The sequence below is a fragment of the Sphingobacterium sp. B16(2022) genome, from assembly GCF_012030425.1.
Taxonomy (GTDB): Bacteria; Bacteroidota; Bacteroidia; order Sphingobacteriales; family Sphingobacteriaceae; genus Sphingobacterium; species Sphingobacterium anhuiense.
Genome location: NZ_JAAUVN010000002.1, coordinates 769,999 through 783,686 on the forward strand (window position 1 = coordinate 769,999; position 13,688 = coordinate 783,686).

The window sequence follows — 13,688 nt, forward strand, 5'->3', positions numbered from 1 at the left end:
CCACTATTAAAGCAACATAGTTGCATGTAAGGTTTTAATTATTATATTTGCAACATAGTTGCGTATATGGCGACTTCGAATTGTTTTACTTAAATCAAAATCTAATCATGAAAATGAAATTTATCAAACGTATTACTGTACTTTTATTGGCTTCGGTGGTTTTTTTAATTGGAGTATCGTCTTGCAAAAAGGATGAACAGGTTCCTGTCGAGAAGGAAGAAATTAGGGCATCTCTACAGTTTACTGAGCTTCAGGGCACTAAAGGAGCAGGTCATGGGGATCATTTTCACGGTGTTACCACTGCTAAGGAAGGTGCTGTAATGACTGTAAACTTTGATGCCTCTGGTAACGCTTTAACAAAAGGTGCGATTAACTTAGATGCTGAGCTCGCGTACAAAATGGATTTAAAAGTTTACGATGAAAAAGGAATAGAAATTCAAGATAATTTTGTAAAGAATCAGGCAACAGCCGGCGATTACAAGGCATTTTTAATAGGAGATAAATTAATCGCAAATGCAAATACGGAAACAAATGGAGGTGCTATTTTTCAACCACGAGAAACTGATTATGCTGATGGAACTAAAGTTAATGGTAAATATGAGATGACAGGTCTGAAGGCATTTTTTACGTTGGGCTCTGAAAACAAGGGAAAAACTAAAAAATTAATTTATTCCTTGCGTAAAATAGAGCCTGGGGTAAAAGCTACGATTGAACGTGTCGATTTACTTGATCCAGGCTATGCAAGCAAATTTAAAGGTGCAAACGTGCTCGAATTAAAATTTGATATTAAATAAGGTCTTTTATTTAATCTGAAAAACGCAAAAGAGGTGTAACCATTTTGATTACACCTCTTTTAAATCATATTGCGTTACTTTAAGAAGTAATTTTTCTGCTCGTAGGATCTATGACTGTTTTAGTTCCTAAAAATCATTAGCCCTGTGATTTTTCTAATAGTGAAATAGCATCAAACAATACGCCAGCTTCACCTCTAAAGGTGCCTGATCCTTCAGGTTTATTATCCTTTGTATACCACTCATAAAAGCCTTTATTTTTTATTACCCGATCCAACATCGGTTTCATTTGTTCATATGCCTCCTTTTCGTAACCATTTTTGACCAACTGTTGTATCATACGGCCACCAAACCAGGTCCAATCCCCACCGTTTTGATATCCATATGGATACATACCTTTATTTTTGAATGAACCTGCAGGGTAAGTCGGATAGATCGTCAAGCCGATTGTAGCGGCACCGGAATCTTTCACATTTTTGACCATCTTATCTAAGGCTGTTTTTATTTGTTCCTTACTCAGTAAATTGGCTTCGATAGCAATAGCAGTACCACCATGATAGTAGATCTGATTCTCATCGAAATCTGAAGAAAATGGTGATCCGTTGATATAAATATGGGGGATAAATTTTTGATTTTTCTCATCCCAAAGATGCTTTATTGTATTGGCAGCGATTTCATCGCGGATGGGTTTCCACTGGGATGCTTTTTCAGGAACAAGTTCCATATAGTTATCCAATGCAATTAGAAACATTGCATTATCATAAATGTCTAATGCAATATGAGAATTTTCATCTAAATGCACACCCCAATCATGTTCCGGTTGTACATCACCCCAATCAACCGTGGTTGCACCCCAAAGTAAACCATAAGTTTTATTGTATCGTTCATTCATTAAGAACTGGAGGGCATTTTCCATTTTGTCTTTAACGATACTATTACCCACCTTGGCCGATAAGAAAGATGTATCCTGGGATGCTTTCACATATTTGTAAACAGCCTGAATCAAAGAAGTTTCCTGATCTGTTTCTACGGTATTTTTATGCCCCGCATAATCTGGAGCTAATACATTTGTTATCGTATAGTAGTCAGATGTGCCATTTTTTAAGCTCGCTTTTTTAACAAAGCCATCTGCAATATTCCCATCTGGCCCCTGTAGTTTTAGAAATATAAGCAATTGATCTTTGATTTGCTCATGAGGATGCACTTGTGTAGCTAAATTGATAAAGGTATTGTAATCTCTGATCCATACCTCTCCATATCCATCTCCAGCATTGAAACCGGATTTTATGGTATTGGTTGCCATATCTTTGACTAGTTGAAAACTACTGTCTTTTTTCATATCGGCCTGCCAACTGTTTTGTGTTCCTTTGCTTCCACTTGGATTGCAGGAAAATAAAAGGGCAGAGGAAGCTATTGCAAAAAATAAGTTTTTCATATTTTTAGATGTTTAGTTTAAAATTGGTTGCATTTTGAATCTTTAACGTATGATTGGATCACTTTTACCGGCTGTTTTCCAAGGTTACGAAGTGAATATGATCCTGTTGCAGCTGGAATGGCAAATGTCTCAACATAATTAAAAACTTCCCTCATACCATTTGAAGTTGTTAATTCCACAGCCTCCCCTTCAACAAGCATCAGAATATGACACTGATTTTTTGTTTCAATCGTTACCTCTTGGTCAAAGTCATAGCGTACGACATCATAAAAATGATCTTCATGTGTAGCTAAATGAACTTTAGTTGTTTGATTATCAATTTTGTGGGAAACAGGTTTCGCAATTAACGTATCGTTGACCACTTGTCCTTTTCTTTCAAAATTAAGATTGTCAAAAGCACGGTCGATATTTAAAGGACGTGGTTTGCCATCCAAATCCGGTCTTACCCAATCATACATTTTAAAGGTGAAGTTGTATGGAGTCGCACTAATTTCTAAAACTAAATTATCGATACCAGATGAATGCACTGTACCATGCGGTATCAAGTATAAATCATGCTTTTTAGATTCAAATTTTTGAATATATTGATCTACCTCAATGGCTTCTCCGGTTTTAAAACTATGTTCTAAAGCACTTTGAAATTTATCTTTATTGATATCGTCTTGAAAACCTAGGTATACTTGTGCATCTCCTTTTCTGTCTACAATGTAATAGGTTTCATCTTGAGTAAAGTTTTCTCCAAATTGTGACTTTGCATACTTCGGGCTAGGGTGACACTGTATTGATAAATTTCCTCCATCAAAGGTATCTAAGAAATTAAATCTAATTGGGAAATCTACACCAAATCTTGGTTCAGCCAAGCCTAGGACATTTTTGCTTTCAGTGAACATCAATTGATCAAATGAAATTTCCAGAAGTAGATCATTAAATTTTAATGACAAGCCATTTTCTGGAACAATCATCTCGAAGGACCAGGCGTAGTTTTTTGCACTTTGATCTATCCCTGTTAGATGATCTTTCATCCATTGTCCACCCCAAACACCAGATTCAAATGTAGGTTTTACTCTAAAATAATTGACAGACATTTGATGCAAGGTCTGTCTTAAATCAGATCCCTTTATCCAAGGTAATGTGTTGTCAGATTGCTGATCTGCCATGATTTCTATCCGAGATAGAATTGAATTTTTGTGGCTATTTAACGCTTGCCAATCCACAAAATAATATCGTTTGTAAATCTGTTTTGGATCTTTTGAATTGCTGCATCCTAAGTTCCATGCTTTTCCAGCTCTCATGCGCTGAATTAGAACACTTTTAGGCAAATCAACATACATGATAGAAGCTTCATTATCTAAAAGAGCTGCTCCAGGTCCGTAAAAGATGATATACTCTTGGTTATTTGCGAGCATATCATGGAATTTCGCTAATTTTTCAGCGTTAAAATAAGAAGATAATGGAAGAGGGGATTTTTTTCCAAATAAGGGATCATTTCCACCAAGATAAGGTGCTACCTGATTATTAATAATCTCTTCTGATAAAAGTGCCTCATCAATAGCGATGAAGCGTGGTTTAATGTCGTAATTTTTAAATTCTTTTGAAATCTCTCCAATGACAAATTTCCAATCTACACCAACAAAACCATCGATGATACGTATATTATTGTCGAGCAGTACACGAACTAATTTTTGAAATGAGCTTGAGATTTCACCTGTAGCAGGGAAAGCGGGCATAATATTGTACTGGCCTATTGCTGAGTCTTTAATGGTATGCATATTTAATTATTTTATTGAAATCTGTTGAATGTATAGCTAACTTATTTACGGGCTTTATCTTTCCAATATTTCTCTATTTCTTCCAAGGGTTTACCCTTAGTTTCAGGTAAAAATAGGAGTACGGTTATAAAGGCAATAGCGCAGAAGAATGCAAATAGCCAAAAGGTGTAGCGAGCTCCCCAAGCATCTAGGATGATGGGGGTCAATTGACCGATAATGGCATCTGAAATCCACATAACCAAGATACTGATACCCATGGCGCGCGCTCGGATGGAATTTGGGAAAATCTCTGAAGCAACTACAAATTTTAATGGACCAATAGAAAAGGCAAAGAAAAACATAAACGAAAGTATCGAAATGATTAAAGCCGTATTGTTAATCTCTTGATTTGTTGCAAATAGAAACCCGGTCACAATTAGGCTGAGGGTAGCCCCCAATGTTCCAAATACATATAGAGGTCTTCGTCCCCAGTTATCCACTTTCCATATTGCAAAGCATGTGAAAAGTACGTTTGCAAGACCAAAGAACAATTGCGCATGATAGGAATTGCTCATCGAAATGCCCGAATCCAGAAGAATCGTCGGACCATAGTAAACAATGGCATTAATACCACTAAGTTGTGAGAATAGCGGTAGGAGTAAACCCAGTAAGAATGCTTTTCTGTAAACCGGAGAAAAAAGGTCTTTTAGTTTTCCTTTTGTTTCAGGTGGGCTATTTTGTAAATTTTGGAGATTAAGTTTAGCACTTATTTCAGCTACCTCAGCATTTCTTCCAACTTTTAGTAACCAACGTGGGCTTTCTGGAACAAAGTATGCTCCAATAGAAAGTAATATTGCAGGTATTGCACCAACTAAGAACATAGTCCGCCACTGTCCATGAGTTTGTGAAGGAAGATGTTGAATAATCAGATAATTACTAATATAAGCGATCAGAATACCAAAAGTGATTGCCAGTTGATAGGAAGTCACGGCTCGGCCTCGAAATTGACTTGGGGATATCTCTGCAATGTATAGCGGAACAACGATAGAAGCAATGCCGACACCGATGCCACCAAGTCCACGAAAAAGAATAAGCATCATATAGCTCGTGCTTAGTCCACAGCCTATTGCTGATACTAAAAAGAGAATAGATGCAACGATAAGCGCAGGCTTGCGGCCGTACTTATCGCTAAAGCTACCTGTAAAAATCACGCCCACTATACAGCCAATTAAAGCTGAACTGACAAATATGCCTTCTTGATTTGGTGTTAATCCAAAAAATTGCTTTACTAAAGGTAATGCTCCTGCTATAACGGCCATATCAAATCCGAAAAGTAGCCCCCCTAGCGACACGATACATAGAATAAGGATGAAAAATTTATTCATATTAAGGTTTTATAATTAGTATGTATATACATACAAACATATATTTATTTTTTTAATAATGCAAAAAATCTTACTTTAGCCTAAGTAATAAATATGATGAATCTTAAAATAGACCATAAAAGTCCGATACCATTACATATACAGGCCGAGAATTTGTTGCGTGAACTGATCAAGCAACCGGAATATATTGATGGGAAATTATTGCCAAATGAAATTGAACTGGCTAAGCGCTTGGCAATTTCACGTTCAACATTACGGCTGGCAATCAATAAGTTGGTTTACGAAGAGCTGTTAATCAGGAAGAAGGGGATAGGTACCAAGGTAGCAAGTGCTAAATTTAGTTCAAAGTCTAAAAATTGGTTAAGTTTCTCGCAAGAGATGAAAAATCGGGGTCTCGAGGTGAAAAATTTTGAACTTCATGTTAGTTGGGAAATTCCTGATAAAGCAGTTTCACAATTTTTTGATGTACCAGAAGATTTGAAGTTACTTAAATTAGAACGTTTGCGAGGTAAAAAAGACGATCCGTTTGTTTATTTTATCTCTTACTTCCATCCGCGTATTGGTTTGACCGGAGATGAAGATTTTAAACGTCCGCTTTATGAAATATTAGAAGCCGATTTTCATATTGTAGCCGATCTGTCTCAGGAAGAACTGGATGCGATGGCAGCTAATAAATTTATCGCCGACAAGCTTGAAATAGCTATTGGTGCACCTATTTTGTCAAGGAAGAGATTTGTCTTTGATCAATCAGGAAGGCCTATTGAATACAATCTTGGATATTATCGTGCTGAGAGTTTTACGTATACCGTAGAAAGTAGACGCGATTATTAGTATATAAAATGAATCTGGATAATTAATTATCCAGATTCATTTGTAACAAAGTTTTTAGTTTTTATTTAAAGTTTCTTTAGCCCAATCGTTCATTAATAGAATCGCTTTGCTTAAAACTCCGGCAGAGCCTTTGAATTTACCAGAACCACTAGGAACATCATTTTTTCCATACCATTCGTAAAATCCTTTATTTTTGACCACTCGGTTTATCATCGGTTGAATCTCTTCATAGGCTTCTTTTGGATAGCCGTTTAATACTAATTGTTGTATCATTCTACCACCAAACCAGGTCCAGTCTCCACCATTTTGATAGGCGTAAGGTTTTGACATCCAGCCTTTGAAAAATCCTTCAGGATAGGTCGGATATAGTGTAAGGCCGATACTTGGCATGCCAGATAGACGTACATTTTCCAACATTTGATCATTGACTGTTTTAATTTCTTCTTTACTTAAAAGTCCCGATTCAATAGCTATGGCTGTTCCACCGTGGTAATGAATTTTATTCTCATCAAATCCTTCAGGCAGTGGCGAATCTTTAGGATAAATATGCGGAATGAATTTTTGTTGTTTTTTATCCCAAAGGTGTTTCATGGTGTTGATCTCAATTTCCTTTTTCAGACTTTTCCATTCGTTTATTTTTTTTGCGTCGGGCATAATATCAATAAGTGTTTTTAGAGCAATGATGTACATGGCATTGTCGTAAACATCAATCGCTTCATTGGATAGATTATTCCAGTCACAACCAAAATCATCATGTGGTTGGACATCTCCCCAGTCTGCGGTCATTGCTCCCCACAAGAGTTTATATTCTTTATTGTATCGCTCACGATGTAAATAATCCAGCATCAGTTGAATGCGGTCCTTTACAAGTATACCACCGATGTTTTCTTCAAGGATACTATGATCTTTTGTTTTTGTAATGTATTTGCCCAGAAGTTGAATAAGCGAGGTTTCTTGATCAGTCTCTACGGTATTCTTAAAGCCCACATGTTCAGGGTCGTTCTCCGAATAATAAGGAGTATCATCGTGCCAGGTGAAGTCTTTTTTCAAGACGTAACCATCAACCATTTCGCCGTTCTTTTGCTGCATCTTAAAGAATACTAAGATAGCTCCTCTTACCTCCTCTTTAGTACGTTCTTCTAGTGCGGTTTCGATAAAAGTATTCAAGTCGCGCGCCCATATTTGCGAGTAGCCGCTTCCGGCATTGAAGCCTTCTTTAATGACCTGTCTCGCTAGGCTGTCAACAAAAGCTAATTTTTGATCAGCTAAAATAGTTTTTGCAAGTTCAATATCTTGACTTTTCTGTTTCGATGTGCAGCCTGCTAGCAGTAGCGCGAAAGTAAGGATCGGTATGCATCTTTTCATAACGGATTAAATTTTGGTTTATTCTTATGTATATACATTCAAAAGTATAAAAAAACAATCTTTAATTCCAAATTATCCTGCTTTAAATTGTTTGGTATTCATAATTTTACAATTATTCATATCTGTTTTTATTTTTTAATGCTTTATTTTTTGATCTTTAATTTTACTCTATGTCTATACATTTGAAATTTATTTTATAAGTTTGTGTGTAAACCTTATAAATAAAGATGATAAAAAATATAATCATGTATTGCTGTGGAGTATTGACCTTTATTACATGCTCTTACGCACAGCAAAAACAACATTTAACCCAATATGTTAAACCCAATATAGGTTCAGTTCATAGTCGGTATTTTTTTTATACTCCAGCGGCAGTGCCTTTTGGAATGGCTAAATTAGCACCTAGTACAGATGGTAGTTATGGAAATCGCTCCGGTTGGGAGGCTGTTGGTTATGATGATAGACATCATTCAATAGCAGGATTTCCTCATTTTCATGAATTTCAAATCGGTGGAGTTGTCTTTGCACCAACGGTTGGGGAAATAAAAACCAATGCTGGTAAAGTGGATATGCCCCATAGTGGTTACCTTTCTTCTTTTGATAAAGTAGATGAATTTGCCACATCAGGATATTATCGTGTAAAATTAAAAGATTATGGTATTCAGGCAGAATTAACGGCCACAAAAAGGGTAGGTTTCCATAAATATACATTTCCTTCAACTGATTCAGCAAATGTAATTTTTGATATTGGTCATGTCATGGGGGAAAGCGGTCCTGTCATTGATGCTCAGGTTACTTATGATCAGCAACATGTATGGGGTTATGTGATAACAAGTCCGCTTTATGTACAGAAATATCAAAAAGGAGCCGATATAAAAATGTATTTTTTTGCTGAGATTGATAAATTGCCTGTCGCTTATGGTACCTTTCTAGATTCAGAAATTTTTGCGGATAAAAAAACGATAAAAGGTAAAGGAGCAGGTCTCTATTTACGCTTTAAGACCAAAAAAGGGGAAGCGATTGAACTAAAGACAGGTCTATCCTATACTTCGATTGAAAATGCTAAATTGAACCTGCTTCAGGAAGCTAAAAAGTTAAATTTTGAAGAAGCTAAGAAGAATGCGATTCAGATTTGGGATGCCGAATTGGGGCGTGTTCTTGTTGAAGGGGGTAAAATTGAAGACCGGACTAAGTTCTATACAGCGCTTTATCATGCCTTATTGGGAAGAGGCTTAGCTAGTGATGTCAATGGTGCATATCCTAAGAATGACGGTAGTATCGGACAGATTCCTTTAAATGGGAAAGGTATTCCGGTACATCATCATTATAATACTGATGCAATCTGGGGAGCTTTTTGGAATCTGACACAATTATGGTCTATTGCATATCCTGATTATTATAATGATTGGATCCAAAGTCAATTGCTCGTATATAAAGATGCAGGTTGGTTAGGAGATGGTATTGCTAATAGTAAATATGTGTCAGGTGTGGGTACTAATTTTACTGGTTTGGCAATCGCTGCCGCATATAATGTCGGAATCAGAAATTATGATGTTGACTTAGCCTATCAGGCAGTTAGAAAAAATGAATTAGAATCTAAAGATCGGCTTCCGGGTGCAGGCAAATTGGATGTAGGGGTTTTTGTCGATAAGGGATACTCCCCTTATATAAAAGATGAAACAGGTAATCCAGAGCTCTTAACCAATGGGTCTCCATTTGGTGCTTCGCATACCTTAGAGTATGCCTTTTCAGCAGCAGCAGCGGCACAATTTGCCAAGTCTTTGAAACATGAGTCGGACTACAGTGTGCTCAATAAATTATCAGATGCATGGCGGACATTGTATGATCCTTCAACCAAATTTATGAGACCTAAGGATAGTGAAGGAAGATTCATTCAAAATTTTAATCCCTATGAATCATGGCGCGGTTTTCAGGAAGGAAATGCCTGGCAATACACTTTTTACGTTCCACACGTACCGCAGGAGTTAGTAAAACTTGTCGGCGAAGATTTGTTTAATCGACGTCTGGATAGCATCTTTACAATTTCGCAAAAGAATATCTTTGGAGGAGGTGCACATATTGATGCTTTTGCGGGGATTGAAAGCCTCTATAATCATGGTAATCAACCTAATTTACATATTTCCTGGTTGTTTTATTTCTCAGGACGACCAGACCTGAGTCAGAAGTGGGTACGTGCAATCTGTAATGAATTCTATGGTACAGAAGCAATACACGGTTACGGTTTTGGACAAGATGAAGATCAGGGACAATTGGGGGCCTGGTACGTCATGTCTAGCATAGGGTTGTTTGATGTAAGAAGCTTAACCAGTGAAAACCCATCTTTTCAAGTTGGGGCTCCTCTTTTTGATCGTATAACCATCTCGTTGCCTAAAACACTACGCAAAAATAAATTTGAGATCGAAGTTAAAAATCAAGATACAAGTAGGATATATCTGGATCAGATCCAATTGAATGGAAAGATCTTGTCTGGTCAGGAGTTGCCGTTTCAAGACTTGGTAAAAGGAGGGAAGATGAGTATTGTTTTAAAGAATAAATAATTTTTTAGTTTCATCGTATATTTAGATTAAATCATTCCGCATAATATTAGATTGTCTTTTATCCAAAAAAACAGCCCCAAAAATTGAAACATTTTGGGGCTGTTTTTTTGGATATTAGAAATGATATCAGAGAAATAGAAAGTAATATTACTGATGATAGACATTCATAATATATTGCATGATAATCATATTTTTATCCATTTATTAGATTTGAATACTTGGTTACATTTGTAATAAGAGTTTAATTTATATTCACTGATTATTATGATAAAACAATACCTAGGGATTTTTCTGTTCCTATTTTCGCTACATTTTTCTGCTACAGCTCAGGAACATCAGAAATTGGATGGGGTATGGCGTTTCCGGTTGGATGAAAAAAATGTAGGGCTGGCACAAGGTTGGCAAAAGCAAGATTTAGATAAACGTATTACTATTCCGGGGACAACCGATCAGGCCAGGTATGGTGAAAAAACTACGGGTTCAGATTTTGGGATCTTGACCCGAGCTTATAAATATTACGGTCCCGCATGGTATCAAATGGACTTTGTTGTACCTGCGAATTGGAAAGATAAACGTTTGTATTTAAACCTAGAACGTGTTATGTGGGAGTCTAAGGTTTTTATTGATGATAAAGAAATTGCAACGTACGATGCGTTAAGTTCTGCGCATCTTCATGACCTTGGGTATGTATCGCCTGGAAAGCATCGTTTGACAGTACGTGTCAATAACGATATGATCCATAATATAGGAGACAAAGGTCACGTCTATACAGAATACACACAGAGTATCTGGAATGGAATGGTTGGTCAGGTAGAATTAATTGCTAAAAATGCGACAAGATTTCAAAATCCACAAATATTTACGAAGATCTCTCCAAAAAAACTACAGATAAAAGATACACTTGTAAATGAAGGCGGAAAGAGTAGAAATATTTCGCTATCCATTATATTATCAGATCGTAAAACGAAGGATAAAGTCTTTGAGACAAAAAAGAATATTGATCTGCGGGGCGTACGACAAGTATTGGATATAGAAGAGCAGATGCCGGATTTAGTGAAATTATGGGATGATATGAACCCAAATTTGTATACGCTTTCTATTCAAGTTCTAGATAGGAAAGGCAATTTACTGGATAGGAAGGAAATGGAAATAGGGTTTCGTGAGATCAAAGCGTCTAAGTCAAAAATTACGGTTAATGGCAAACCTGTTTTCTTTCGTGGGAACCTAGATTGTGTCCATTTTCCTTTGACAGGATATCCAGCAATGCACGTTGAAGAATGGGAACGTATCTTTAAAATATACAAAGATTATGGTTTAAATCATGTTCGTTTTCATTCTTGGTGTCCTCCTGAAGCCGCATTTCAGGCGGCAGATCGTCTAGGCTTATACCTACAACCTGAAGTAATCTGGTTAGACTGGTGGATGGCCGCAGATAACCCAGGTCGTGAAGAGATGAATACAAAAGGTAGACCACAAGGGCTGGGCAGTAATCCTTCAGCAGATGCTTTCACGCAGAAAGAGATTTACCGTATGTTTGCATCTTATGGTAATCATGCATCTTTTGCAACGATGTCTATCGGTAATGAGTTGGGTAATTCAAATTTCGATGTGATGGAGTCATGGTTAAAACCTTATAAGGAAAATGATAACAGAAGATTGTACGCAGTTTCATCCGCACGTAAGATCACTGATATGGACCAGTTTATCGCGACACATTATATTGATAAGCTTGGTGGCACGCGAGGTATAATCGGAGCGCACACCGATTGGGATTTTGAAAAAGTATACAGTCAGTCTAAAATACCTGTCATTGCACATGAAATTGGGCAGTGGCCCGTATATCCGAAATGGGATGAGATAAAAAAATATACCGGAGTATTAAAAGCACGCAATTTTGAAGAATTCAGAGAGCAGGCGCGCAAGAACAATATTGAGGAACAGAATGAAGAATTTGTTCAGGCATCAGGAGCGTTGAATCAAATCATGTATAAACATGAAATCGAATCTTTCTTACGAACACCGTCTGCGGCAGGTATACAGTTGTTAAGTATGCAGGATTATCAAGGTCAAGGCGAAGCACTGATAGGCTGGTTGGACGTATTTTACGATAGTAAGGGAATCACAACACCCGATAAATTTAGAATGCATAATGATACCACTGTTACCCTCTTGCGTATACCCAAATTTGTATGGAAGGCCGAAGAACCATTTTTAGCCAAAGTGCAACTGGCACATTATGGATCAACCGATATACAGGATGGTATCTACTGGAGTATCAAAGATGAAGAGAGTCGTGTAATTGCAAAAGGTACCTTTGCAAAAAGAACATTTGCTAGAGGAAGTTCAGATCTCGTTGGTGAAATTAAAACTAATTTATCTGCGGTTCAAAAAGCGGGTAAATTGACAATCGAAGTAGGTTTAGAAAATCGAGCCAATAAAAATGAATGGCAAATATGGGTATATCCTACAGTTAAAAAGGAGGAAACGAAAAAGGTCTATGTTGCAAATAGGTTTGATGCAAAAACTGAAGAAGTCCTTAAAAATGGAGGGACGGTATTACTGGATGCTTCCGATCTTGGAAACTTAGAGAGCTCTGATATCATCAGTTATTATCCATTGTACTGGTCATTAACGTTCTTCCCGGGACAAGGGAAAAATACCATTGGTATGATCGTAAGAGATAAGCATCCTGCATTCAAAAGTTTTCCTACAGATTCACATAGTGACTGGCAGTGGCAGCATATTTATGGTGGAGCAAGAGCATTTTATATCAATGAGTTTCCTGCCTCATACAGACCATTGGCACAACCTGTAGATGATTTTCATAGAAATAATAAATTGGCATCTATATTTGAACTGAAAGTGGGTAATGGAAAGTTATTGGTGACAGGTTTTAATATACAAGATGAAAAAAATATTGTAAGTCAGCAACTTCGTTCAAGCTTATTAGCTTACGCAGCTTCAGACGATTTTGATCCTAGTTACGGTCGTGATGCTTCTTTGTTACGTAAAACGTTTACTTATATCGAGCCCTTAAAGACAGCTGTACCCTCTGAATTTTCAAAGGCAGTTTTATATGTAGAAGCAGGTAAATTGTCTAAGAAAATCAATCAAAATATTGACTGGACTAAAGATCTAGATCAGAGTGAGAGTAAAAAGGGGACAACCTATACTGTTAAAGCAGATGGTGTTTGGAAGGACGAAACAAGTGCCGCTTGGCAGGGAAAGGAAATAGAGGTAGACCTAAAAGTACCGCAAGGCATGATCGGTTCTCTTTATCTGTTTTTCCATGACTGGAATAGTAATGGGCGTGAGGCAGATATCAATTTCGAAGGACGTGACTATACACTCACACGCCATGATAAAGAGGGTAAATGGGTTAAACTTCATGTAATGCGAGAAGATTCTAACGATGGCAACTTAAAGCTTAAGATAAAAGGAACGAAAGGACCTAATATTATGCTTTCTAAGCTGTCGCTTGTTGAAGATGTCGAATAATATATATCAACGTGTTATAAAAAGGCCTTCCTATTCGGAAGGCCTTTTTACGTATCATCCATTTATGATATGTCAAA

General features: G+C 37.0%; 8 protein-coding genes. 4 read left to right on the forward strand and 4 right to left on the reverse strand.

Annotated elements, in window-relative coordinates:
• Positions 1-107: 107 nt before the first annotated feature.
• Positions 108-794: a hypothetical protein gene (locus HCX49_RS13500; RefSeq protein ID WP_168127369.1), complete on the forward strand. Its 687-nt coding sequence runs from the start codon at positions 108-110 to the stop codon at positions 792-794.
• Between the two features lie 136 nt (positions 795-930).
• Here HCX49_RS13500 and HCX49_RS13505 read toward each other — a convergent pair whose 3' ends face one another.
• From HCX49_RS13505 to HCX49_RS13515, 3 genes are read right to left on the reverse strand one after another with little or no spacing between them, the layout of a single operon-like run.
• A complete protein-coding gene (locus tag HCX49_RS13505) occupies positions 931-2,226 on the reverse strand; it encodes an amylo-alpha-1,6-glucosidase (RefSeq protein WP_168127370.1) in 1,296 nt (431 codons plus the stop codon).
• A 17-nt stretch (positions 2,227-2,243) separates the two neighbouring features.
• The gene (locus HCX49_RS13510) at positions 2,244-3,995 is read right to left on the reverse strand and encodes a class I mannose-6-phosphate isomerase (protein WP_132770265.1); all 1,752 of its coding nucleotides are present in this window, start codon (positions 3,993-3,995) and stop codon (positions 2,244-2,246) included.
• A gap of 41 nt (positions 3,996-4,036) precedes the next feature.
• On the reverse strand, positions 4,037-5,359 hold the full coding sequence (locus tag HCX49_RS13515) for a sugar porter family MFS transporter (protein ID WP_132770263.1): 1,323 nt from the start codon (positions 5,357-5,359) through the stop codon (positions 4,037-4,039).
• A 93-nt stretch (positions 5,360-5,452) separates the two neighbouring features.
• On the opposite strand from HCX49_RS13515, the gene HCX49_RS13520 reads away from it, so the two are divergent.
• A complete protein-coding gene (locus HCX49_RS13520; RefSeq protein ID WP_231576925.1) occupies positions 5,453-6,190 on the forward strand; it encodes a GntR family transcriptional regulator in 738 nt (245 codons plus the stop codon).
• A gap of 54 nt (positions 6,191-6,244) precedes the next feature.
• Here HCX49_RS13520 and HCX49_RS13525 read toward each other — a convergent pair whose 3' ends face one another.
• Positions 6,245-7,555: a hypothetical protein gene (locus HCX49_RS13525; RefSeq protein WP_132770261.1), complete on the reverse strand. Its 1,311-nt coding sequence runs from the start codon at positions 7,553-7,555 to the stop codon at positions 6,245-6,247.
• 227 nt (positions 7,556-7,782) lie between these two features.
• Between HCX49_RS13525 and HCX49_RS13530 the strand changes: the two genes are divergently transcribed.
• Both HCX49_RS13530 and HCX49_RS13535 read left to right on the forward strand, forming a co-directional pair.
• Positions 7,783-10,113: a GH92 family glycosyl hydrolase gene (locus HCX49_RS13530; RefSeq protein ID WP_132770259.1), complete on the forward strand. Its 2,331-nt coding sequence runs from the start codon at positions 7,783-7,785 to the stop codon at positions 10,111-10,113.
• 264 nt (positions 10,114-10,377) lie between these two features.
• Positions 10,378-13,611: a sugar-binding domain-containing protein gene (locus tag HCX49_RS13535; RefSeq protein WP_168127371.1), complete on the forward strand. Its 3,234-nt coding sequence runs from the start codon at positions 10,378-10,380 to the stop codon at positions 13,609-13,611.
• Positions 13,612-13,688 lie beyond the last annotated feature (77 nt).

Bases quoted from the DNA above. Each gene is read 5' to 3' on its own strand.
- HCX49_RS13515 (WP_132770263.1), bottom strand. From the start codon at position 5,359: ATGAATAAATTTTTCATCCTTATTCTATGTATCGTGTCGCTAGGGGGG.
- HCX49_RS13535 (WP_168127371.1), top strand. From the start codon at position 10,378: ATGATAAAACAATACCTAGGGATTTTTCTGTTCCTATTTTCGCTACAT.
- HCX49_RS13500 (WP_168127369.1), top strand. From the start codon at position 108: ATGAAAATGAAATTTATCAAACGTATTACTGTACTTTTATTGGCTTCG.
- HCX49_RS13520 (WP_231576925.1), top strand. From the start codon at position 5,453: ATGATGAATCTTAAAATAGACCATAAAAGTCCGATACCATTACATATA.
- HCX49_RS13510 (WP_132770265.1), bottom strand. From the start codon at position 3,995: ATGCATACCATTAAAGACTCAGCAATAGGCCAGTACAATATTATGCCC.
- HCX49_RS13505 (WP_168127370.1), bottom strand. From the start codon at position 2,226: ATGAAAAACTTATTTTTTGCAATAGCTTCCTCTGCCCTTTTATTTTCC.
- HCX49_RS13525 (WP_132770261.1), bottom strand. From the start codon at position 7,555: ATGAAAAGATGCATACCGATCCTTACTTTCGCGCTACTGCTAGCAGGC.
- HCX49_RS13530 (WP_132770259.1), top strand. From the start codon at position 7,783: ATGATAAAAAATATAATCATGTATTGCTGTGGAGTATTGACCTTTATT.